The sequence below is a fragment of the Streptomyces sp. ME02-8801-2C genome (assembly GCF_033793965.1).
GTDB lineage: Bacteria > Actinomycetota > Actinomycetes > Streptomycetales > Streptomycetaceae > Streptomyces.
This window is the reverse complement of the sequence record NZ_JARAXP010000004.1, coordinates 618,401-641,034: the sequence shown is the minus strand read 5'-3', so window position 1 is coordinate 641,034 and position 22,634 is coordinate 618,401. Positions and strand designations below refer to the sequence as shown.

Annotated in this window: 17 protein-coding genes; 9 read left to right on the top strand and 8 right to left on the bottom strand. The window is 68.6% G+C overall.

Features of this window, described 5'->3' with window-relative positions:
* The first annotated feature begins 68 nt into the window (after positions 1 to 68).
* Positions 69 to 2,732 (top strand): M14 family zinc carboxypeptidase, encoded by a 2,664-nt coding sequence (locus PV396_RS16060; RefSeq protein WP_319205100.1) that lies wholly within the window; start codon positions 69 to 71, stop codon positions 2,730 to 2,732.
* Between the two features lie 13 nt (positions 2,733 to 2,745).
* Here PV396_RS16060 and PV396_RS16055 read toward each other — a convergent pair whose 3' ends face one another.
* A complete protein-coding gene (locus tag PV396_RS16055; protein WP_319205098.1) occupies positions 2,746 to 3,942 on the bottom strand; it encodes an RNA-guided endonuclease TnpB family protein in 1,197 nt (398 codons plus the stop codon).
* Positions 3,943 to 4,137: 195 nt separating this feature from the next.
* Positions 4,138 to 5,160, bottom strand: a complete 1,023-nt coding sequence (locus PV396_RS16050) for an NADP-dependent oxidoreductase (protein ID WP_319205096.1) — start codon at positions 5,158 to 5,160, stop codon at positions 4,138 to 4,140.
* A 124-nt stretch (positions 5,161 to 5,284) separates the two neighbouring features.
* Here PV396_RS16050 and PV396_RS16045 point away from each other — a divergent pair, with 124 nt between their 5' ends.
* Positions 5,285 to 5,719: a MarR family winged helix-turn-helix transcriptional regulator gene (locus PV396_RS16045; RefSeq protein ID WP_319205094.1), complete on the top strand. Its 435-nt coding sequence runs from the start codon at positions 5,285 to 5,287 to the stop codon at positions 5,717 to 5,719.
* A 176-nt stretch (positions 5,720 to 5,895) separates the two neighbouring features.
* Here PV396_RS16045 and PV396_RS16040 read toward each other — a convergent pair whose 3' ends face one another.
* The 6 genes from PV396_RS16040 to PV396_RS16015 all read right to left on the bottom strand — a co-directional run bounded on the left by PV396_RS16040 (position 5,896) and on the right by PV396_RS16015 (position 13,494).
* Positions 5,896 to 7,191: a hypothetical protein gene (locus PV396_RS16040; RefSeq protein WP_319205092.1), complete on the bottom strand. Its 1,296-nt coding sequence runs from the start codon at positions 7,189 to 7,191 to the stop codon at positions 5,896 to 5,898.
* A 219-nt stretch (positions 7,192 to 7,410) separates the two neighbouring features.
* Positions 7,411 to 8,436, bottom strand: a complete 1,026-nt coding sequence (gene yjfF / locus PV396_RS16035) for a galactofuranose ABC transporter, permease protein YjfF (RefSeq protein ID WP_319205090.1) — start codon at positions 8,434 to 8,436, stop codon at positions 7,411 to 7,413.
* Positions 8,436 to 9,569: an ABC transporter permease gene (locus PV396_RS16030; protein WP_319205088.1), complete on the bottom strand. Its 1,134-nt coding sequence runs from the start codon at positions 9,567 to 9,569 to the stop codon at positions 8,436 to 8,438. The genes yjfF and PV396_RS16030 overlap by 1 nt, the downstream gene beginning before the upstream one ends.
* Positions 9,566 to 11,104 carry a sugar ABC transporter ATP-binding protein gene (locus tag PV396_RS16025; protein ID WP_319205086.1) on the bottom strand — a complete coding sequence of 513 codons (1,539 nt, stop codon included), beginning with the start codon at positions 11,102 to 11,104 and terminating at the stop codon, positions 9,566 to 9,568. Before PV396_RS16025 ends, PV396_RS16030 begins: the two co-directional genes overlap by 4 nt.
* Positions 11,105 to 11,250: 146 nt before the next feature.
* Complete coding sequence (locus tag PV396_RS16020) at positions 11,251 to 12,252, bottom strand: ABC transporter substrate-binding protein (RefSeq protein WP_319205084.1); 1,002 nt, start codon at positions 12,250 to 12,252, stop codon at positions 11,251 to 11,253.
* A gap of 225 nt (positions 12,253 to 12,477) precedes the next feature.
* On the bottom strand, positions 12,478 to 13,494 hold the full coding sequence (locus PV396_RS16015; protein ID WP_319205557.1) for a LacI family DNA-binding transcriptional regulator: 1,017 nt from the start codon (positions 13,492 to 13,494) through the stop codon (positions 12,478 to 12,480).
* Between the two features lie 495 nt (positions 13,495 to 13,989).
* Between PV396_RS16015 and PV396_RS16010 the strand changes: the two genes are divergently transcribed.
* From PV396_RS16010 to PV396_RS15980, 7 genes are all read left to right on the top strand, one after another.
* Positions 13,990 to 15,147, top strand: coding sequence for a mandelate racemase/muconate lactonizing enzyme family protein (locus tag PV396_RS16010; RefSeq protein ID WP_319205082.1), 1,158 nt, complete (start codon positions 13,990 to 13,992; stop codon positions 15,145 to 15,147).
* Complete coding sequence (locus PV396_RS16005; protein WP_319205080.1) at positions 15,144 to 16,148, top strand: zinc-dependent alcohol dehydrogenase; 1,005 nt, start codon at positions 15,144 to 15,146, stop codon at positions 16,146 to 16,148. The genes PV396_RS16010 and PV396_RS16005 overlap by 4 nt, the downstream gene beginning before the upstream one ends.
* 178 nt (positions 16,149 to 16,326) lie before the next feature.
* Complete coding sequence (locus PV396_RS16000; protein WP_319205078.1) at positions 16,327 to 17,295, top strand: hypothetical protein; 969 nt, start codon at positions 16,327 to 16,329, stop codon at positions 17,293 to 17,295.
* 153 nt (positions 17,296 to 17,448) lie between these two features.
* A complete protein-coding gene (chvE, locus tag PV396_RS15995) occupies positions 17,449 to 18,555 on the top strand; it encodes a multiple monosaccharide ABC transporter substrate-binding protein (protein ID WP_319205076.1) in 1,107 nt (368 codons plus the stop codon).
* Positions 18,556 to 18,587: 32 nt separating this feature from the next.
* Positions 18,588 to 20,138: a multiple monosaccharide ABC transporter ATP-binding protein gene (gene mmsA, locus PV396_RS15990; protein ID WP_319205074.1), complete on the top strand. Its 1,551-nt coding sequence runs from the start codon at positions 18,588 to 18,590 to the stop codon at positions 20,136 to 20,138.
* The gene (gene mmsB / locus PV396_RS15985; RefSeq protein WP_319205072.1) at positions 20,135 to 21,376 is read left to right on the top strand and encodes a multiple monosaccharide ABC transporter permease; all 1,242 of its coding nucleotides are present in this window, start codon (positions 20,135 to 20,137) and stop codon (positions 21,374 to 21,376) included. Before mmsA ends, mmsB begins: the two co-directional genes overlap by 4 nt.
* 92 nt (positions 21,377 to 21,468) lie before the next feature.
* Entirely contained in the window at positions 21,469 to 22,542 is a 1,074-nt protein-coding gene (locus PV396_RS15980; protein WP_319205070.1) for an aldose epimerase family protein, read from the top strand.
* Positions 22,543 to 22,634: the final 92 nt, after the last annotated feature.

Genomic DNA, 22,634 nt, shown 5'->3' with positions numbered 1-22,634 from the left:
GAGTCGAGAAGGTACATCTCGCCGTACCGAACTCAGGAAAGCCAGGAAGCAAAGGAAGTACAGGAAGCATGGAAGAGGTACGCGTGCGTCGCACAAGACCCGTTCCACCGAACCCTGTTCTGCTCGCGGTCCTCGCCGTCACCACGGCGGGCTCGCTCCTGCTCACCCCCCACACCGCCACCGCCGACCGCAGGCCCGTGACCCGTGAGGGGGTGGAGGGCGCGGGGTCGGAGGCCGAGGGGGCGGAGGGTGGCCTGTCCTCGGGTGGCCCGCGCGCCGCCACGGCTCCGGCCGGTGCCGCCGCCCGTGCCCTCGCCGCGCCCGTCACCGACCTCGTCGACACCGGGCGCGGCTACCCCCGCGAACAGGTCCTCTCCCCCGACCCGCAGAACCCGGCCGACAAGTCCATCAAGCTGGGCCTGACCCCGTACCACGCCATCGCCCCGAAGCTGAACGCCCTGCAGCAGCTGGGTGACCGGGTGAGTGTCGAGGTCGTGGGCCGGTCGGCGGGCGGGCACCGGCTCTATCTCGTCACGGTGACCGCGCCGGAGAGCGTGGCCGAGACGCGCGCCCAGGAGCAGATGCGTCAGCAGATCGAGAACGCGCCCGCGCTCGCCGCCAACAGCCAGGCGATCAAGCGGAGTTACAAGGCTCCCGTCTTCGTCAACAACAACATCCACGGCAACGAGTGGGAGGGCACCGACGCCTCCCTGAGGATCGTCGAGCGGCTCGCGACCGCCACCGACACCAGGACGCGGGACCTGCTCGCGCACAGCCGGCTGTACTTCAACATCACCGCCAACCCGGACGGCCGGATCGCCGGCACCCGTGCGAACGCCAACGGCTTCGACCTGAACCGGGACTTCGTCACCTCCTCGCAGCCCGAGGGGCGGGCGATGCGGCAGATCGAGATCGACAAGCAGCCGACCGTCATGCTCGACCTGCACGGATACGTCAACGGCACCCTCATCGAGCCCACCACTCCCCCGCACGGCGAGAACTACGAGTACGACCTCTTCCTGAAGAACACCTACGCCAACGCGCTGGGCATGGAGGCCGCCGTCAACGGCCTGGGCTACACGCCCGCGAAGGACGGTGTCGAGCCCGCGCAGATCCCGTTCCGTGATCAGGAGGAGGGCTGGGACGACTGGCCGCCGATCTTCACCCCGCAGTACGCGGCCTTCCACGGCACGGTCGCCGCGCACACCGTCGAGATCCCGATGACGGTCAACAACCGTGCCTACGACACCCTGCCGGTGGAGGAGTTGCGGCGCCGCAGCGCGATCAACGTCGCCGTGGCCGGCGCGGCCATCGACGCGACCCTCGACTTCGTCCGGGGTCACCGGACCTCGCTGGTCGCCGACCAGATCGAGGTCTTCCGGCGCGGCGCCTCGGGGGCCGCCCAGGTGCCGGTGTCGGCGGCGACCGTCCCCGGGGTTCCGGGGATCGGGCCCGAGGACGTCTACACGGCCGACTTCCCGCGTGCGTACGTCATCCCGGCGGGCGCCTCGGCCCAGCGTTCCGCGCCCGCCGCCGCCCGGCTGGTCGACCAGCTGCTCGCCAACGACGTGCGGGTCACCCGGGCGAGCCATGCCTTCCGGCTCGGCGGTCGGACGTACGCGAAGGGTTCGTACGTCGTCGACATGCGCCAGCCCAAGCGGGGGCTCGCGAACGTGCTGCTCGCCGACGGACGCGACATCAGCGGCAAGGTGTCGGTGATGTACGACATCTCGGGCTGGAGTCTGGGCCGGTTGTGGGGCGCGACCGTCCAACCGGTGGGCAGGGGAAGCCTGTTGGGGCTGCCTCTGCGGTCTGTGGCCGCTGCCGCGCGGGTCGGGTATGTCGCTCCGCACGGCGGGCTGCGACTGCGGCTGGACGACCCTCGCGAGGTGGCCGCCCTCAACTCCCTGCTGCGGGACGGGGTTTCGGTACGGCTGGCGGCGGACGGCAGTGCGATCGTCCCGGCGTCGGCGCGCACGAAGGCCCTCGCGGCGGCCCGGACCTACGACGTGGCCTTCGACGAGACGAAGGCCACCGGTACGGCGGACCTGCGGCGCACGCGGGTCGCGGCGGCCGTCACGTCCGGGGAGCTGTTCGCGCTGCGGGAGATGAACTTCGAGGTGACGCCGGTGTCGACGGCCGTCCTCAACGCCGGTTTCGACTGGTCGGGGGTGGAGGTGCTGTTCGTGTCGCAGGGTGTGGCGTACGAGGGTCTGAACCCCGCCGCCCGTGCGGCACTTGACGCCTTCCTCGGCTCCCGGGGGCTGCTGGTCGGCCGGGGTGCGGCCGGGGCCGCGTTGAACTCCGCCGCCGGGCTGCTGGCGGCCAAGGCGGTCGAGGGCAACGGGGATGCCAACGGCGTTGTACGGGTGGTGAATTCGGGTCGCAGCCCGGTCACCGGCGGAGCACCGGAGCACGGGTTCGTCTACGCGCCCGTCTGGTTCACGGACCTGGGGCCTGGTGTGCGGGTCGACCAGTCCTACGGGAGCGGGAACCCTCTGGTCTCCGGGCACTGGCGGCCGTTGGCGGACGGTTCGGGTGGGCCGGGGGCAGCTGCGGGGCGGGCGTCGGTGGTCAGCGGGCCGCATGCGGTGCTGTTCGGTACCGAGCCGTTGTTCCGGGATCACCCCAAGGGGGAGTTCGCGCAGGTGGCACGTGCTTTGCTGACGGTGCCAACCGCCACAACGGGGTATGTCGAGCAAGGAGAACGGTTGGCTTCCTCCCCCTCGTGAACGAGGGGGATTCCTACAGCTCGCGCCGTGGGGTTTTCTGCTTCATCGCCGACCGCCCCGTCCGGGAGGACTCCCGTTGAGGTCTTACACCAGCTCCCCAGACAGACACCGCCAGCCCGGCGGCCAGAAGGTTCTCTGCGGCGTTCACGTCCCGGTCATGGACCGCACCGCACTCACACGTCCACGTACGGACGTCGAGTGGCAGCTTCGCCCGGATCGCGCCGCAGGCACCGCACAGTCTCGAGCTGGGGAAGAAGCGATCGACGACCACCAGTTCCCGCCCGTACCAGGCGGTCTTGTACTCCAGCATGCTCCGCATGTCCGACCACGCCGCATCACTGATGGCGCGGGCGAGCCTGCGGTTCTTGACCATGTTGCGGACGCTCAGGTCCTCGATCACGATCGTTTGGTTCTCACGAACGAGCCGAGTGGTCAGCTTGTGGAGGAAGTCCCGGCGCCGGTCGGCGATCCGGGCGTGGACACGGGCGACCTTCCGGCGCGCCTTGGCCCGGTTGGCGCCGTCGCCCTTGGCCTTGCGCGACAGTTCCCGCTGGGCTTTGACAAGCCGGGTCCGGTCCTTGCGCTCATGCTTCGGGTTGGTGATCTTCTCCCCGGTGGACAGGGTCACCAGGGACGTGATCCCCAGATCGATGCCGACCGCGTTCGTGGTGGGCGGGGCCGGGGTGATGGTGTCGTCGCAGAGCATCGACACGAACCAGCGTCCGGCCGCATCCTGGGACACCGTCACCGTCGACGGCGTGACACCCTCCGGCAGCGGCCTCGACCACACGATGTCCAGCGGCTCCGCCATCTTCGCGAGGGTCAGCCTGCCGTCACGGAAGCGGAAACCGCTGGTCGTGTACTCCGCGCTCCTGCGGGACTTCTTCCGCGACTTGAAACGCGGATACTTCGCCCGCTTCCCGAAGAAGTTGGTGAACGCCCCCTGCAGGTGCCGCAGCGCCTGCTGGAGGGGGACGCTGGACACCTCGTTCAGGTAGGCGAGTTCCTCGGTCTGCTTCCACGCCGTCAGCATCGCGGACGTCTGGTTGTAGTTGACCCGCTCCTGCCGCGTCCACGCCCGCGTACGGGCGTCGAGCGCCATGTTGTAGACCTTCCGCACGCATCCGAAGGTGCGCGACAGCTCAGCCGCCTGCACATCCGTCGGACGGAAGCGGTACTTAAAGGCCCGCTTCACCTGCTTCGTGGTCATGCTCACAAACTAGAGCACCTGTCGGTGAGGGCCAACTTCGCTGGTCAAGGCACCGCTATTCGCCCTGGCGGCGAATCCCAACTCCTGGCCGTGCTCCGCACGAGTCCGATTCCCCCCGGCCCGAAGGCCGGGGCTTCCTCGGAGGTTTTGTCCCGACTTGTTTGACTGTCCCACTGCTTTGGCTGTTCCGACTGCTCAGAACTTGACGATCATCTTGCCGGTGTTGTCGCCGCGCAGCACCCCGAGGAACGCCTCGAGGTTGTTCTCGATGCCCTCGACGACCGTCTCGCGGTACTTGAGCTCGCCGGAGCGGACCCAGGCGCCGACCTCACCGACGAACTGCGACTGGAGGTCGTAGTGGTCGCCCACGAGGAGGCCCTCCATACGACCGCGGGTGGCGATGAGGCGGGCGAGGTTCTTCGGGCCGGGGGCGGGCTCCGTGTCGTTGTAGACGGAGATCATGCCGCAGATGGCGATCCGGCCGTGGAGGTTGAGGGAGCCGATGGCCGCCTCCAGGTGGTCGCCGCCCACGTTGTCGAAGTACACGTCGATGCCGTCGGGGGCGGCCTCGCGCAGCTGCGAACTCACCGGCCCGTCCTTGTAGTTGAAGGCGGCGTCGAAGCCGTACTCGTCCACCAGGAGCTTGACCTTCTCGTCGGAGCCGGCCGAGCCGATGACCCGGGAGGCGCCCTTGAGCTTGGCGATCTGCCCGACCTGGCCGCCCACCGCGCCGGCCGCGCCGGACACGAACACCACGTCGCCCTCCTTGAAGGAGGCGGTGCGCAGGAGGCCCGCGTAGGCGGTGAGGCCGGTCATGCCGAGAACACCGAGGTACGTCGAGAGCGGCGCGGCCTCGGGGTCGACCTTGACGGCGTCCTTGGCGTTCACGGCGGCGTACTCGCGCCAGCCGAGGAAGTGCAGCACATGGTCGCCGACGGAGATGCCCTCGGCGTTGGAGGCGACGACCTCGCCGACGGCCCCGCCCTGCATGGCCTTGCCCAGCTCGAAGGGGGCGGTGTACGACTTGGCGTCGCTCATCCGGCCACGCATGTACGGGTCCACGGACACATACAGGTTGCGCACCAGCACCTGGCCCTCACGGGGCTGCGGGACCGCGGCCTCCACCAGGGCGAAGTCCTCGGCCTTGGGCCAGCCGACCGGACGGCTGAGCAGGTGCCATTCGCGGCTGACGGTGGGGAGCGTGGGGGTCTCGGACATGACGGCGCCTTCCGGTGCGGCTCGGATCAGATGCTCGGATTCAGATACTCAGATGCTTCAGTACGTGAAACAATAATGCTCCTGAATATTTCAGGGTGTCAAGTAAAGGGGTAGCCTGGAGAGCATGGCCACACCAGAGAAGACCCGTCGCGATCCCCTGACCCTGGAGGTCATCGACCTCATCGGCACCGTCGTGGCCCGCTATCACGAGGAGTACGAGCAGGCGGCAACCCAGCACTCCCTCACCGGAGCGCAGGCCCGTCTGCTGAGCCTGCTCTCGCTGGGGCCGCTGCCCATGCGGCAACTGGCGCGGAAGCTGAGATGCGAGCCGTCGAACGTCACCGGGATCGTGGACCGGCTGGAGTCGCGGGACCTGGTCGAGCGCCGCCCCGACCCCTCGGACCGCCGGGTGAAGGTGGCCGCCTGCACGGACGAGGGGCGCCGGGTCGCCCGGAGCCTGCGCGACTCGCTCGACTTCGCCCGGGAGCCGTTGGCAGGCCTGTCGGAGGAGGAACGGGAGCTGCTGCGGGGGCTGTTGACGCGGATGGTGGAGGCGTAGCCGCTCAGCGGTTCCACGAGGGCTGCCATGGGTGGCGGCGGCCGGATCACCGAGGCCTCCACCGGGAAAACGCACGGAGGACGAGGGACGAGCGGTAGAAGTCGGCCCGGTGCACGGCCTGGCCTGTCCGGCGGACGGCGTTTCACCACGCCTCTCCTGGAGCTGGGCCAGTGCCCCTAGGTGCACCACCAGAGGAACTGCTCGCACGTCTCCGAAGGGGACGGCTGCGGTGTGGGGTCCGTTGTCGTCGGGTCAGGGGACGGGGTCGTCGCGTCGGTCGGGGTCGGTGAGGGGTTCCCCCTTGTCGGCATCGGTGCCGTGCCGATCGCTCCCGACTGGGGGGATGTGCTGCGGCTCGGCGAGTCCGAGGGCGACGGTGATCCCGAGCTTTCCGATGCCGACGGGGACGGGGACGACGACGCGTCGGGGGATGCCGGGTCCGACGGGTCGTCGCCCCTCGAGGGCGTCTCGTCGGAGAGGGGTTCCGCCGTTTCCTCGCCGGGCTTTGTCGTCGCCGCGCCGTCCGGCTTGTCGCCGTCCGCCACCGCGGCCTCCGGGTTCGACCCCGGGGCGTCCGTGCCCAGTTCGGCGAGGCTCAGTCCGCCCGCCGCGAGCACGAACCCCGCGACGACGAGCAACGCCCGCTTCCGCCGCCGCCGGTGCGCCGCGGCCTTGCGGTCCCGCCGGCTGCCATTGCCTCGCCCAGCGTCGTCGGCCTCGCCCTCGTCCTCGGACTCGAGCGCGTCCTCGGACTCGTGGGCTCCGACGTACTCGGACGCGTCCTTGTATCCGGGCGCGTCCTCGTATCCGCCGGCGGCTGTGGCTTCGTACTCGGTCGTGGCCTCGTATCCGTCCCCGGTCCCGTATCCGTCCCCGGCCCTGGCCCCGGCTCCGTACTCGGCCGTGGCTTCATACTCGTCCCCGGCCCCGGGCTCGGCGGCAGCCGTCTCGCGGGCGCGGCCACGGCCCGCCTTCCGGGTCGCCGCCCGGCCGGGACGTACTGCCTCGTACTCGTCCCCGGGCTCCTGCTCGTGAGCGTTCGCGTATCCGTCCCCGGCCGTGGCTTCGTACCCGGCCGTGGTCTCGTATCCGTCCCCGGCCCCGGCTTCGTACCCGGCCGTAGCCCCGTATCCGTCCCCAGTCCCGGGCTCGGCGGCAGCCGTCTCGCGGGCGCGGCCACGGCCCGCCTTCCGGGTCGCCGCCCGGCCGGGACGTACTGCCTCGTACTCGTCCCCGGGCTCCTGCTCGTCACGGTTCGCGGCCTCGGCCCCAGCCGTCTCGTGGGCGCGGCCCCGGCCCGCCCTGCGGGTTGCCGCCCGGCCCGGACGTGCTGCCTCGTCGGCCGGGGCGTCCGGCTCCGGGCGGGCCTCGGCCTCCTCCGCGTACGTGTGGAGGGGGGCTATCGATGAGCCGCACCCCGGGCAGGCAAGTGCGCCGTTGAGGTGCCGTTGGCACTGGTGGCAGTAGTCCATGACGCGGGAAGAATAGGTTCCGCGGACGGGGTGTTGTGAAGGGTCCCGTGAAGGTTCCGTGCACAACTGGCGTTTCGGGTTTGGCCGGTCGGGGTCAAGCCGGACCATTCCGCACCATCTTCTGACACGCCGTCGCCCCGAACGCCGAAGCGGCCCGTCGCACGGCATACGTGCGACGGACCGCGTCGAGCGGGAGAGCCTGGCCTGCGGCTCGGACGCTCAGGTCTGTTTGCGGGCCGTCATGGCGCGCTGGATCAGGATGAACGCGCAGAGCAGTACGCCCGTCGCGATCTTCGTCCACCAGGAGCTGAGCGTCCCCTCGAACTGGATGATGCTCTTGATGAGACCCAGGACCAGGACGCCGAAGAGCGTGCCCACCACATAGCCCGAGCCACCCGTCAGCAGGGTGCCGCCGATGACGACCGCGGCGATGGCGTCGAGCTCCATGCCGGTCGCGTGCAGCGGGTCGCCCGACTGGATGTACAGGGTGAAGAGAAGGCCGGCCAGGGCCGAGCAGAAGCCGCTCACCGTGTACACCGCGATCTTCGTGCCGCCCTGCGGGAGGCCCATCAGCATGGCGGACTGCTCGTTGCCGCCGACGGCGTACACGCGCCGCCCGAAGCGGGTGTAGTGCAGGACGTAGAAGGCGATGGCCAGGACCACCAGCGCGACGATCGCGCCGATCGACAGGAAGCCGACCCCGAGCTGCGCCTGGGCCTGCGCCATGCTGCTGACCGAGGAGTCGTCGATGGCGATCGACTCCTTGCTGATGACCAGGCACAGCCCCCGGAAGAGGAAGAGGCCGGCGAGGGTCACGATGAAGGGCTGGATCTCGTAGTTGTGGATCACATAGCCCATCAGGAAGCCGCCGAACGCTCCCACGCCCAGCGCGATGGGGATGACGACGATGATGGGCAGGCCCTGCTTCTCCACCAGCCATGCCGTGAGCATGGTCGTGAAGCCGATCACCGAGCCCACGGAGAGGTCGATGCCGCCCGACAGGATGACGAACGTGGCGCCCACCGCGGCGACCAGCAGATAGCCGTTGTCGATGAACAGGTTGAGGAAGACCTGCGCCTCGCCGAAGCCGTAGTTCTGGTAGCGGCTCAGGCCCACGATGTACATCACGACGAAGAGCGTCGCGGTCACCACGACGGGCAGGCGCCGGTCACCGAGCAGCCGTGAGGCCGTGGACGGCGTACGACGGCTGTCGGGGGCCGTGGGGGTCTTGGTGGCCGTGCTCATCACGACACCTCCATCTTGGGGGCTGCCGCGGTGGTCGAGGCCGTGTCCGTCGGGGTGGCGGCCGGGGTGCCGCCGCCCTTCGCGCCGGAACCGGAGTTGAACCTGGCGCCGAAGACCTTGGCGCGGAACTTCGGGGACTGCAGCAGGCAGACGACGATGACGACGGCGGCCTTGAAGACCAGGTTGGTCTGGGTCGGGACGCCGATGGTGTAGATCGTGGTGGTCAGGGTCTGGATGACGAGGGCGCCCACCACCGTGCCGCCGATGGAGAACCGGCCGCCCGTGAGTGACGTACCGCCGATGACGACGGCGAGGATCGCGTCGAGCTCGATCCACAGGCCGGCGTTGTTGCCGTCCGCCGCCGAGGTGTTGGAGCTGATCATGAGGCCCGCGATGCCGGCGCACAGGGCGCAGAACACGTACACCATGATCTTGATGCGCATGGACCTGATGCCGACCAGGCGGCTGGCCTCGGCGTTGCCGCCGACCGACTCGACCAGCAGGCCGAGGGCCGTGCGGCGGGTCAGGGCCACGGTGATCGCCACGACCGCCGCCACGACGAAGATGGAGAACGGCAGGGTCAGCCAGTAGCCGCCGCCGATCAGCTTGTACGGCTCGCTGTTGATCGTGATGATCTGGCCGTCGGTGATCAGCTGTGCCACGCCTCGGCCCGCGACCATGATGATGAGGGTCGCGATGATCGGCTGGATGCCCATCCGGGCCACCAGGAAGCCGTTCCACAGACCGCAGACGACCGCGGCCACCAGGCCGATGCCCATGGCCAGGAAGACTCCGGCCAGGGAGTCCTGGTCGGCCTGGTCGCTGATGTACGAGCAGGTCAGGGCGCCGGTGATGGCGACGACCGCGCCGACCGAGAGGTCGATGCCGCCGGTGGCGATGACAAGGGTCATGCCGACCGCCACCAGGATGAGCGGCGAGCCGAACAGCACGATCGAGACGAGGCTGCCGTAGAGGTGGCCGTCCGTCATCTTGATCGAGAAGAAGTCGGGGGTGAAGGGAACGTTGATCAGCAGCAGGACGACCAGCACGGCCACCGGCCAGAACAGGTTGTGCTGCGTCAGCGCCCGCAGGCGGGAAGCGGGGGCCGGAGTCGGGGTCGGAGTGGTGGTCACTGGTGCTCTCCGCTCGCGATGGTCTCCAGGATCCGGGTGGGGGTGATCTCGGGCCCGTTGGCGATCTGGGCGACCAGCTTGCGGTCGCGCAGCACGCCGATGGTGTGGCTGAGCCGGAGTACCTCCTCCAGTTCGGCCGCGATGTACAGCACGGACATGCCTTCCTCGGAGAGCGAGACCACGAGTTTCTGGATCTCCGCCTTCGCCCCGACGTCGATGCCGCGCGTCGGCTCGTCCAGGATCAGCAGCTTCGGCTGGGTGATGAGCCAGCGGGCGAGCAGCACCTTCTGCTGGTTGCCGCCGCTGAGCTTGCCGACCCGGGCCTCCGGGTTGGCGGGGCGGATGTCCAGCGCCTTGATGTACTTGGCGACGAGTTCGTCACGCTGGGAGGCCGGGATGGGCCGGGTCCAGCCGCGGGACGCCTGGAGGGCCAGGATGATGTTCTCCCGTACCGTCAGGTCGGGTACCAGGCCCTCGGTCTTGCGGTTCTCGGAGCAGAAGGCGACCCCGGCGCCGATGGCGTTGTTCGGGGCGCTCATCGAGACCTGCTTGCCGCCGACGGTGACCTTGCCGCTGTCGGGCTGGTCGGCGCCGAAGAGCAGCCGGGCGAGTTCGGTGCGGCCGGAGCCGAGCAGGCCGGCCAGGCCCAGGACCTCGCCCTTCTTGATCTGGAGGTCGAAGGGGGCGATACCGCCCGTGCGGCCGAGGCCGTCCGCCTCGAGCAGCGTCTCGCCGACCTCGGCGTGCAGCTGGTGCTCGTGGAGCCCCTCCAGCTCGTCCATCGCCTTGCCGATCATGAGCTGGATCAGTCCGACCTGGTCGAGTTCGCTGACCATGTGCTCGCCGACGAGGGTGCCGTTGCGCAGGATGGTCATGCGGTCGCAGATCTCGTAGATCTGGTCGAGGAAGTGCGAGACGAACAGGATCGCGACGCCTTCGTCCCTGAGCCGGCGCATCAGGCGGAACAGCTCGAGGACCTCGTCGCGGTCGAGGCTGGACGTCGGCTCGTCGAGGACCAGCACCTTGGTGCCGGCTCCGGCGCCGTCGCTGTCCCCGGTGCCCACCGCCCGTACGATCGCGACCAGTTGCTGCACGGCCAGCGGGTACGAGGACAGGGGCGCGGTGACATCGAGGTCGAGGCCGAGCCGGTCGACCAGTTCGGCGGCGTCCTTGCGCATGCGCGTCCACTGGATGCGGCCGAAGCGGGTGGGTTCACGTCCGATGAAGATGTTCTCCGCCACCGACAGGTTGGGGCAGAGGTTCACCTCCTGGTAGACCGTGCTGATGCCGGCCTGCTGTGCCTGGAAGGGGCTGTCGATCCGTACGGTCTCGCCGTCGAGGGTGATCTTGCCCCCGTCCAGCGGGTAGACGCCGGTCAGCACCTTGATGAGGGTGGACTTACCGGCTCCGTTCTCGCCCATCAGGGCGTGGATCTCGCCGGGGAAGAGCCGGAAGTCGACACCCGACAGAGCCCGTACCCCCGGAAACTCCTTGACTATGCCCGTCATCTCCAGGACGGGCCGCGGCTCTGCCATGGCAGCGCTCCTTGACTCTCGTTCAGGCCCACGGTTGGTTGGTTCGGGACCGCGATTTCACCGATGCCCGCAGGGAGCCCCCGTGGCCGCCCTCCGTGCGGAGGGCCGGGCCGGGGTGAGGGCTCCCTGCCGATGGGTGCGGTCGGTCAGTACTTGCGGGTGGGGAGCGCGGCCTTCGCCTGGTCCTGCATGAAGTCGCCCTCCTTGGTCTTGATCCAGCGCTCGACCTTCTCGCCGTTCTTGACCTTCTTGACGACCTCCATGAGCTGGGGGCCGAGCAGCGGGTTGCACTCGACGATGGCGTTGATCTTGCCCTCGGACATCGCGATGAAGCCGTCCTTCACACCGTCGACCGTGACGATGAGGATGTCCTTGCCGGGCTTCTTGCCGGCCGCCTCGATGGCCTGGATGGCACCGATGCCCATGTCGTCGTTGTGCGCGAACAGCACGTCGATGTCCGGGTTGGACTGGAGGAAGGCGGCCATGACCTGCTTGCCGCCGGCCCGGGTGAAGTCGCCGGTCTGACTGACGACGATCTTCCAGTCGTCCGCGTGCTCGGCGTCCATGACCTCCTTGAAGCCCTTGGCGCGCTCGATCGCGGGGGCGGCACCGGTGGTGCCCTCCAGCTGGGCGATCTTGACGGGGCCCTTCTTGCCGGCCTTCTCCAGGACCTTCTCGAGGATCTTGGCGGCGCGGCGGCCCTCGTCCGTGAAGTCGGAGCCGACCAGGGTGACGAACAGGGACTCGTCGGAGGTCTCGACGGAGCGGTCGGTGAGGACCACCGGGATCTTCTTGGCCTTGGCCTCCTTCAGCACCGCGTCCCAGCCGGTGACGACCACCGGGGAGAAGGCGATGACGTCCACGCCCTGGGTGATGTAGTTGCGGATCGCGGAGATCTGGTTCTCCTGCTTCTGCTGCGCGTCGGAGAACTTGAGGTTGTAGCCGGCCTCCTTGGCCGCTTCCTTCACCGAGTCGGTGTTGGCGCTGCGCCAGCCGCTCTCCGAGCCGACCTGGGAGAAGCCGAGGACGATCTTGCCGTCACCGCCGCCGGTGGAGCCGCCGTCGTCGTCCTTCTTGGCACAGGCCGCCAGGCCGGTCGCAGCCGCCACGCCGACCGCCGCAGTGAGGAAGTTCCTTCTGTTGAGCATGTTCTTCTCCTTTGAAGAGCCGCCGGCCCGGTGATGGGCCCGCTGGTACTCGTGGTGCTCGTGGGGCTTAGTGGTGCTTGTGGTGCTCGTGGGGCTTGGTGGTGGTGCTCTGGTACTCGTGGGGCTTGGGTCGACAGGCTCGATACGTCCAACCTGTCGATCACCGTTCGAGATATCGGCCGCACCGAGGGGGTGGAGACGATCGTCGAACCGGCGGGTGTCGCCTCAGCCGGGAGCGGTCCCGGACTGGGGGGCGTAGGGGAAAGTGCTGGCGCGGACGAGCAGTTGGGGTTCGATGGCCACCTGCGCCGTCCCGGAGGGTGTCCGGCCCTCGATGAGGTCCAGCAGCAGGGCGATGCTCCGCTTGCCGACCGCCGAGAAGTCCTGCCGGACGGTGGTGAGCGGCGGAGCGAAGAACTCCGACTCCGGGATGTCGTCGAAGCCGACCACCGCGACGTCCTGGGGGATGCGCACGCCCGCCTCACGCAGCGCCCACAACACCCCCAGTGCCATCTGGTCGTTGGAGACGAAGACGGCGGTGAGCCCTCGACCGAGCCAGCCGGCCAGTTCCTGGCCCGCACGATAGCCCGACAGCGGACTCCAGTCCCCCCTCAGCGGCGCCGGCGGTTCGACGCCTGCCGCCTCGAGGGTCTCCCGCCAGCCGTCGGCCCGGTCCACCGCCTCCTGCCAGTTCTCGGGCCCGGCGAGATGCCAGACCGTGCGGTGGCCGGTGGCGAGCAGATGGCCGGTGGCCAGCCGCGCGCCGAGGTGCTGGTCGACGTTGACGCTGGGGATGTCGACGCCGGAGCCGGTGCCCACGGCCACCACCGGGAAGGGGTGCCGGAGTTCGGTGAGAGCCTCGACCGCCGACCGCTGCGGGGCGAGGGCGATCACCCCCTCCACTCCGCCCTCGCTGAGGCGGTGCATCGCCTCGGAGAGGGTCTCGACCGTCAGTTCGCGCAAACTGACGGTCGAGACGAGGTATCCCTCGGCGCGTGCCGCCTCTTCCAGTGCGAAGAGGGTGCTGGCGGGCCCGTAGAGGGTGGTGTTGGAGGCGACCACCCCCAGGCTCAGGGTGCGGCGGGTGGCCAGGGCCCGTGCCGAGGAGTTGCGACGGTAACCCATCTCCTCGATCGCGTGAAGCACCCTGGCCCGGGTCTCGTCCCGCACATTGGGGTGGTCGCCCAGTACGCGGGAGACTGTCTGGTGGGACACGCCCGCCTTGCGTGCCACGTCCGCCATGGTGGGCGGCCGTAGCGGCGGGTGGGGCTGAGCGCTGGTCTGCAAGTGGGCCACGGCTGCACCTCCTCGGCGGTCGGCTTCGGGTAAGTCCTGTGGGGTGGGCGGGTCTTCCCGCGCCTCCGGCGTCACGCCGGGTTTCCGATAAGCCCCAAGGCGTCTGGCGGGTGGGCGAGTTGGGGCACTGCCGACATGACGCTCATACCTCCTTGGATGCCGTTGGACGACGACTGGTGAAGCGGAGGTCATTGTGAGCGCTAACAATCGGCGGCGGTCAAGAGGGCTGCGTCAGGGAGGCCGTCACGGTTGGATAACGCGGTGGGCAACGGGCGGGAGGGGTGCCGCTGCGGCATTGTGGGAATCTGCGCGGCCGTCCAAGACGCGGGGCAGGTTGTTCGTTTCGACCCATTGACACTCTGCCCGAAGTTTCCTTACTGTCGCGACAGCATTTCGAACAAGTGACGAAATCTCGAACAAGCAAGAGGGCGAGGGAGTACCGTGCGCATCACGGGAATCAGCACGCACGTGGTCGGGACGCCGTGGCGGAACCTGACCTACGTCCAGGTACACACCGACGAGGGCCTCACCGGAGTCGGCGAGACCCGCATGCTGGGCCACACCGACGCGCTGCTCGGCTATCTGCACGAGGCGAAGACCAACCACATTCTCGGCTCCGACCCGTTCGCTGTCGAGGACCTGGTCAAGCGGATGAAGTACGGCGACTACGGGCGCGCCGGCGAGATCGTGATGTCCGGCATCGCCGTGATCGAGATGGCCTGCTGGGACATCAAGGGCAAGGCCCTCGGCGTCCCGGTCTGGCAGCTGCTCGGCGGCAAGGTGACCGACAAGGTCAAGGCGTACGCCAACGGCTGGTACACCACCGAGCGCACGCCGGAGGCGTACCACAAGGCGGCGAAGGGCGTCATGGAGCGCGGTTACAAGGCGCTCAAGATCGACCCCTTCGGGACCGGCCACTTCGAGCTGGACCACGAGCAGAGCCTGTACGCCGTCTCGCTGATCGAGGCCGTGCGCGACGCCATCGGGCCGGACGCCGAGCTGATGCTGGAGATGCACGGCCGGTTCTCGCCCTCCACCGCCGTCCGCCTCGCCAAGGACCTGGCGCCCTTCAAGCCCGCGTGGCTGGAGGAGCCGTGCCCGCCGGAGAACCTGAAGGCGCTGGAGAAGGTCGCCGCCAAGGTCGACATCCCGGTGGCCACGGGTGAGCGCATCCACGACCGGATCGAGTTCCGGGAGCTCTTCGAGAGCCAGGCCGTGGACATCATCCAGCCCGACGTCGGCCACATCGGCGGCATCTGGGAGACCCGCAAGCTGGCCGCGACCGCCGAGACCCACTACACGCTGGTCGCACCGCACAACGTGGGCGGTCCGGTGCTCACCGCGGCCTCGCTGCAGGTCGGCTTCACCGCCCCGAACTTCAAGATCCTCGAGCACTTCAACGACTTCGCGGACGCGGAGATCAAGAAGGTCGTCTCGGGGGCCCCCGAGGTCATCGACGGCTACTTCCACCTCTCCGACAAGCCCGGCCTCGGCGTCGAGCTGGACGTGGACGCGGCGGCGGAGTTCCCGCAGCAGCAGGCGCGCTTCGACCTGTGGGCCGAGGGCTGGGAGCAGCGCAAGCCCAAGGGGACCGAGTGAGCAGCGCCGTGGTGATCGAGGCTCCGGGCGAGCACCGACTGGTGCCGCACGAGCCTCGTCAGCCGGAGGCGGGCGAGGCCCTCGTACGGGTCCACGCCGCCGGGATCTGCGGCAGCGACCGCGAGGTCTACCAGGGCAACAGGCCCGAGGGGTACGTCCGTTACCCCCTGACTCCGGGCCACGAGTGGTCCGGGACGGTGACGGCGGTCGGGGCGGGAGTTCCTTCGACTCTCGTCGGCCGCAAGGTGGTCGGAGAGGGCTTCCGCAACTGCCAGGTGTGCGACCGCTGCCACGCGGGCGAGACCACGCTGTGCTCGGCCGGGTACGAGGAGACCGGGTTCACCGAGCCCGGCGCGATGGCGCCCACGCTGACGCTGCCGGCCCGTCTGCTGCACGTTCTGCCCGAGGACGCGGATCTCACGGCGGCGGCGCTGCTGGAGCCGGCCGCGTGCATCGCGGCCGCCGCGCTCAAGGCGAAGGCCGTTCCGGGTGAGCGGGTCGCCGTGGTGGGCACGGGGACGCTCGGGATGTTCGCCATTCAGTTCCTGAAGGCGGGCTCGCCGTCCGAGCTGCTGGTCGTGGGGACGCGTCCGGACCGGGCCGAGCTGTCGAAGAAGTTCGGTGCCACGGAGTTCCGGACCAAGGACGAGGAGCTCCCCGGGGACTTCGACGTCGTCATCGAGACCGCCGGGTCCGCGGACGCGGCGGTGACCGCCGCCGCCCTGCTGCGGCGCGGCGGCCGGCTGGTCCTCACGGGGATCCCGGCGTCGGGCGCGGACGGGCTCGACCCGACGGATCTCGTCGTACGGCAACTGGAGGTGCACACCGTCTTCGGTGCGGCCCCCGACGCCTGGGCGCACACGGTGCGGGTCTTCGGGGCCGGGCTGCTCGACCCGCTGCCGCTGGTCACGCACGAGCTCCCGTTGGAGGAGTTTCCGCAGGCCATCGAGTTGGTGGGGTCCGGCGACCCGAAGGTCGGGAAGGTCCTGCTGCGGCCATGACACACCCCTGAGCCGTACGCCGGTACGGGGTACCTGACGACTCCGTACCGGCGTACATCCATAGCCTTGTGCACCCAGAGCCGCGAACCTCGTCCGAAATACCGAACCCGATGCCTGTCGACCGGGTGCCCGCCGAACGTGCCGAACCCGCCGAACCTGCCGATCTGAAGGACAGATTGTGACCGACACCACCGCCTCCGCAGCCCGTCGTCCCGGAGAGCAGGCGCTCGCCGCGCTCGGCCTCGGCGCGCCCGCCCTCGACCCCGCCGACGCCTCTCCGCACACCTTCCCCGGTGGCGGACGCTGGCGTACGGAGATTCCCTCCGTCGAGGGGCCCGAGGCGCTCGGCGTGGTCCTCAAGGAGTCCTCGCGGCTCGATGTGCCGATCCACCGGATCAGCCAGGGCAGCGGCATCTGGATGCTCACCGACGCCGAGATCACCGAGATGGTGGAGGCGACGGGCGAGCGGGACATCGAGCTGTGCCTGTTCACCGGCCCGCGCGGCACCTGGGACATCGGCGGCTCCACCCGTACCGACTCCAAGGGCGGCGGACTGCGCGCCCGGGGTCACGACGCGGTCGCCGGCTGCGTCGAGGACGCCGTACGGGCGACCGAGCTGGGTGTGCAGTGCCTGCTCGTCGCCGACGAGGGGGTCCTGTGGGCCCTGCACCGGGCGCGGCTGGCCGGGATCATCCCGGCCGAGACGACGCTCAAGGTGTCGGCGCTGATCGGGCCGGTGAACCCGGCCGCGTACGCCGTGTACGAGAACCTCGGCGGCGACTCGATCAATGTCCCGAGCGACCTGACGCTCGATCACCTCACCGAGATCCGGCGGGTTTCCGCCGCCCCCATGGACATGTACATCGAGGCCCCGGACGACCTGGGCGGATACATCCGGATGTACGAGGTCGCCGAGCTGATCCGGCGCGGCGCACCGCTCTACCTGAAGTTCGGCCTGTCGAAGGCACCCGGGATCTACCCCTACGGTAATCACCTGCGCGACCTCGCCCTGAACACGGCCAAGGAAAGAGTGCGGCGTGGCCGGCTCGCCCTCGACCTGCTCGCGCGGCACGGGGCGGACGGCGACATGGCACCGCTCGGCTCGCGGCTGCCGGGCGCACTGAAGCGGTTCGAAACACCTGCATAACGTTACGGACAACCCCTCTTCACAAAACCCGACGCAGTCGCACAGACTCCGACACGACTCGTCTCTGTCCCATCTCTGTCCCACCCCCCACCGCCCCTCGGGTGCCCGTAACGCCAGACCGCTCCAGGCCCCAAGACATCAAGGATGATGATCATGCGTACTCGCAGAGCCGCACTTTCCGCCATAGCCTCCTCCGCCGCTCTCGCCCTCTCCCTCACCGCCTGTGGTCAGAGCAGCGAGGGTGGCAGCGACACCAGCGGGGACAGCGCCAAGGGCGGCACCATCGGCATCGCGATGCCCACCAAGTCCTCGGAGCGCTGGATCACCGACGGCGCCAACGTCGAGAAGGACCTCAAGGCCAAGGGCTACAAGACCAAGCTGGTCTTCGGCGAGGACGACCCCGACCAGCAGGTCTCGCAGATCGAGAACCTGATCACGCAGGGCGTCAAGGCGCTGATCATCGCCGCCATCGACAACAAGTCCCTGAACAACGTGCTTCAGCAGGCCGCCGACGCCAAGATCCCGGTCATCTCCTACGACCGTCTGATCCTCGGCACGAAGAACGTCGACTACTACGCGTCCTTCGACAACGAGAAGGTCGGCCAGCTCCAGGCCACCTACCTCGTCGACAAGCTGGGTGTCGCCAACGGCAAGGGCCCGTTCAACATCGAGCTGTTCGCCGGCTCCAACGACGACAACAACACCAAGTACTTCTTCAACGGCGCGATGAAGGTGCTCCAGCCCTACATCGACAGCAAGAAGCTCGTCGTCAAGTCCGGCCAGACCGAGCTCACCAAGGTCACCACCCTGCGCTGGGACGGCGCCACCGCCCAGAAGCGCATGGAGGACATGCTCACGTCGACGTACACGAGCGGCCGGGTCGACGCGGTCCTCTCGCCCTACGACGGCATCTCCATCGGTATCCTCGCCGCGCTGAAGTCGGACGGCTACGGCACCAAGGCCAAGCCCCTGCCGGTCATCTCCGGTCAGGACGCGGAGCTGGCCTCGGTGAAGTCGATCATCGCCGGCCAGCAGTCGATGACCGTCTACAAGGACCTGCGCAAGCTCGCCCAGGTCGCCACGGACATGGTCGACGCCTCGCTCAACGGCAAGAAGCCCGAGATCAACGACACCAAGTCGTACGACAACGGCACCAAGGTCGTTCCCGCCTACCTGCTCCAGCCCGTGAGCGTCGACAAGTCGAACTACCAGAAGGAACTGGTCGACGGCGGTTACTACACGGCGGACCAGCTCAAGTAAGCGTCGAACCTTACGGATTGGAAGGCACGACCATGGCGGGACCCGTCCTGGAAATGCGCTCGATCGTCAAGACCTTTCCCGGCGTCAAAGCGCTGTCGGACGTCTCACTGACCGTCCGTCAGGGCGAGGTCCACGCCATCTGCGGTGAGAACGGCGCCGGGAAGTCCACCTTGATGAAGGTGCTCTCCGGTGTCCATCCGCACGGCAGTTACGAGGGGGACATCCTCTTCGAGGGAGAGGTCTGCTCCTTCAAGGACATCCGGGCGAGCGAGCAGCACGGCATTGTCATCATCCACCAGGAGCTGGCGCTGTCGCCGTACCTCTCCCTCGCGGAGAACATCTTCCTCGGCAACGAGCACGCCAAGGGCGGGTTCATCGACTGGAGGCAGACCCTCGGCCACGCCACGGAGCTGCTGCGCAGGGTGGGTCTGAGCGACCACCCGGAGACCCGCGTCGCCGACATCGGCGTGGGCAAGCAGCAGCTCGTGGAGATCGCGAAGGCGCTGTCGAAGAAGGTCAAGCTCCTCATCCTCGACGAGCCCACGGCGGCTCTGAACGACGAGGACAGCGACAAACTCCTCGATCTCATCCTGGAGTTGAAGAACCAGGGCATCACCTCGATCATCATCTCCCACAAGCTCAACGAGATCCGCAAGGTGGCGGACTCGGTGACGATCATCCGCGACGGGCACTCCATCGAGACGCTCGACGTGAAGTCGGCGGAGACGACCGAGGACCGGATCATCAGCGGCATGGTGGGGCGCGACCTCGACCACCGCTTCCCGGAGCGCACCCCGCACGAGGCGGAGAAGGGCGCGGCTCCGGCCCTGGAGATCCGCGGCTGGACCGTGCACCACCCGATCGACCAGCAGCGCAAGGTCGTCGACGACGTGTCCATCCAGGTGCGGCGCGGGGAGATCGTCGGCATCGCGGGTCTGATGGGCGCCGGCCGTACCGAGCTCGCGATGAGCGTCTTCGGGCGCTCCTACGGCCGGTACGCGAGCGGCACGGTCCTCAAGGACGGCAAGGAGATCCGTACGAAGTCCGTCGCGGAGGCGGTCGAGCACGGCATCGCCTATGTCACGGAGGACCGTAAGCACTACGGCCTCAACCTCATCGACACGATCAACCGCAACATCTCGCTCACCGCTCTGAGCAAGGTGGCCAAGCGCGGCATCGTCGACGAGCAGGACGAGCGGAAGGTCTCCGAGGGCTTCCGCAAGTCCATGAACATCAAGGCGCCGACCGTGTTCGAGCGGGTCGGCAAGCTCTCCGGCGGCAACCAGCAGAAGGTCGTCCTCAGTAAGTGGATCTTCGCGGGTCCTGACGTGCTGATCCTGGACGAGCCGACCCGGGGCATCGACGTCGGCGCCAAGTACGAGATCTACACGGTGATCGACCGGCTGGCCGCCGAGGGCAAGGCGGTCGTCTTCATCTCCTCCGAGCTGCCCGAACTGCTCGGCATGTGCGACCGCATCTACACGATGGCCGCCGGGCGGCTCACGGGCGAGTTCTCCCGAGCCGAGGCCACGCAGGAAGTGCTGATGCGTCAGATGACGAAGGACAAAGAGGTAACGCGATGAGCACCGATGTGACCAAGAGCCCGGCGGACGCGCCGCCCGGCAAGAGCGGCGGACCGGCTTCCGGCGGCGGACTGCTCCACCTGGTGCTGGACGGCCTGCGCCGCAACATGCGCCAGTACGGCATGTTGATCGCCCTCGGTCTGATCGTGGTCCTGTTCCAGGTGTGGACCGGCGGCGACCTGCTGCTGCCGCGCAACGTCTCCAACCTGGTGCTCCAGAACAGCTACATCCTGATCCTCGCGATCGGCATGATGCTGGTGATCATCGCGGGTCACATCGACCTGTCGGTCGGCTCCCTCACGGCGTTCACCGGGGCCTTCGCGGCCGTGCTGATGGTGCAGCACGACATGGCCTGGCCCCTCGCGGTCGTGCTGTGCCTGGCCATCGGCGCGGTGGCCGGCGCGGCCCAGGGCTTCCTGATCGCCTACTTCGGCATACCGTCCTTCATCGTCACCCTCGCGGGCATGCTGATCTTCCGCGGTCTGACGGAGATGCTGCTCAAGGGTCAGACGCTCGGCCCGTTCCCGGACGGCCTGCAGAAGATGGGCAACGGCTTCCTGCCGGAGGTCGGCCCGGAGACCAACTACCACAACCTCACGCTGCTGCTGGGCTTCACGCTGATCGCCTTCTCGGTCATCCAGGAGGTCCGTGACCGCAAGCGGCAGCAGGAGTTCGCCCTCGAGGTGGCGCCCAGGAACCTGTTCCTGCTCAAGCTCGTCGCCATCGTCGCCGCGATCCTCACGGTCACGATGCTGCTCGCCAGCTACAAGGGCGCGCCGATCATCCTGATCATCCTGGCGGTGCTGGTGGTCGGTTACGGCTACGTGATGCGCAACGCCGTCTTCGGCCGTCACATCTACGCGATCGGCGGCAACCTGCCGGCCGCGAAGCTGTCCGGCGTCAAGGACAAGAAGGTCACCTTCCTCGTCTTCCTGAACATGGGTGTGCTCGCGGCCATGGCCGGTCTGGTGGTCGCCGCCCGTCTGAACGCGGCCTCGCCGAAGGCGGGCCTCAGCTTCGAACTCGAGGCGATCGCCTCGTCGTTCATCGGTGGAGCGTCCATGAGCGGCGGTGTCGGTACCGTCCTCGGCGCGATCATCGGTGGTCTCGTGCTCGGTGTTCTGAACAACGGCATGAACCTCCTCAGCGTCGGCACCGACTGGCAGCAGGTCATCAAGGGCCTCGCCCTGCTGGCCGCCGTCGGGTTCGACGTGTGGAACAAGCGCAAGGCCGGTTGACCGGCAAGAAGTCGTCATGTCGTGGGTCCCGCGGACGATCGGGCAACCGGTCCGCGGGACCCTTCGGCTTTCCCCATGGAGGCAGGAACCCCGTGAAGGCATCCCCCGTGCAGGCATCCAAGGAACTCTTCGGCAAGCTCTCCGACGGGACGGAGATCCACCGCTGGTCGCTGGAGAACGGCGGCACCCGTCTGAAGGTCCTGTCGTACGGCGGGATCGTGCAGTCCCTGGAGATCCCGGACGCCGAGGGCCGGTACGCCAACGTCTCGCTGGGCTTCGACGCCATCGAGGAGTACGTCGCCGCGAACCCCTACTTCGGCGCGCTGATCGGCCGGTACGGCAACCGCATCGGCAAGGGCCGGTTCACGCTGGACGGCACGGCGTACCAGCTGTCGGTCAACGACGGCGAGAACAGCCTGCACGGGGGCAGCGCGGGCTTCGACAAGTCCGTGTGGGACGTCGAGCCGTTCAGCGAGGGCACGGACGTCGGCCTGGTTCTCCGACACACCAGCGCCGACGGGGAGATGGGCTACCCCGGCACCTTGCGGACGAAGGTCACGTACACCCTCACCGAGGACGGTGACTGGCGCATCGACTACGAGGCCACCACCGACAAGGCCACCGTCGTCAACCTCACCAACCACGTCTACTGGAACCTGGCCGGCGAGGGCAGCGGCTCGGTCGGCGGCCACGAGCTGGAGATCGCCGCGTCCCGCTACACCCCCGTCGACGCCGGCCTGATCCCCGACGGTGAGCCGGCCGAGGTCACGGGCACCCCCTTCGACTTCCGGACCGCCAAGACGGTCGGCGCGGACCTCCGGGTCGCCCACCAACAGCTGCTGTACGCCAAGGGGTTCGACCACAACTGGGTGCTCGACAAGGGCGTCACCGCCGAGCCGCGGCACGTCGCCACGCTCAGGGACCCGGCGTCCGGCCGCACGCTGCGGATCGCGACCACCGAGCCGGGTCTGCAGTTCTACTCGGGCAACTTCCTCGACGGGACCCTCGTCGGCACCGGCGGCGCCATCCACCGCCAGGGCGACGCGCTGTGCCTGGAGACCCAGCACCACCCGGACTCGCCGAACCGGCCGGACTTCCCGTCCACGGTTCTGCGGCCCGGCGAGACCTACCGCTCGACGACGACCCACTCGTTCCACGCCGGCTGAGTCGCTTTCACAGCAGCTTCACAATTTTTTTCCGAACCCCAACGTTTGAACACCCTCACCCAGCCGTCCGTATGTAGGAGCGGCCCGCGCTC

Excerpts from the sequence above, each read along its gene's own strand:
- PV396_RS16060 (WP_319205100.1), top strand. The coding sequence starts at position 69 with ATGGAAGAGGTACGCGTGCGTCGCACAAGACCCGTTCCACCGAACCCT.
- PV396_RS16055 (WP_319205098.1), bottom strand. The coding sequence starts at position 3,942 with ATGACCACGAAGCAGGTGAAGCGGGCCTTTAAGTACCGCTTCCGTCCG.
- PV396_RS16050 (WP_319205096.1), bottom strand. The coding sequence starts at position 5,160 with ATGTCCGAGACCCCCACGCTCCCCACCGTCAGCCGCGAATGGCACCTG.
- PV396_RS16045 (WP_319205094.1), top strand. The coding sequence starts at position 5,285 with ATGGCCACACCAGAGAAGACCCGTCGCGATCCCCTGACCCTGGAGGTC.
- PV396_RS16040 (WP_319205092.1), bottom strand. The coding sequence starts at position 7,191 with ATGGACTACTGCCACCAGTGCCAACGGCACCTCAACGGCGCACTTGCC.
- yjfF (WP_319205090.1), bottom strand. The coding sequence starts at position 8,436 with ATGAGCACGGCCACCAAGACCCCCACGGCCCCCGACAGCCGTCGTACG.
- PV396_RS16025 (WP_319205086.1), bottom strand. The coding sequence starts at position 11,104 with ATGGCAGAGCCGCGGCCCGTCCTGGAGATGACGGGCATAGTCAAGGAG.
- PV396_RS16020 (WP_319205084.1), bottom strand. The coding sequence starts at position 12,252 with ATGCTCAACAGAAGGAACTTCCTCACTGCGGCGGTCGGCGTGGCGGCT.
- PV396_RS16015 (WP_319205557.1), bottom strand. The coding sequence starts at position 13,494 with ATGGCGGACGTGGCACGCAAGGCGGGCGTGTCCCACCAGACAGTCTCC.
- chvE (WP_319205076.1), top strand. The coding sequence starts at position 17,449 with ATGCGTACTCGCAGAGCCGCACTTTCCGCCATAGCCTCCTCCGCCGCT.
- mmsA (WP_319205074.1), top strand. The coding sequence starts at position 18,588 with ATGGCGGGACCCGTCCTGGAAATGCGCTCGATCGTCAAGACCTTTCCC.
- mmsB (WP_319205072.1), top strand. The coding sequence starts at position 20,135 with ATGAGCACCGATGTGACCAAGAGCCCGGCGGACGCGCCGCCCGGCAAG.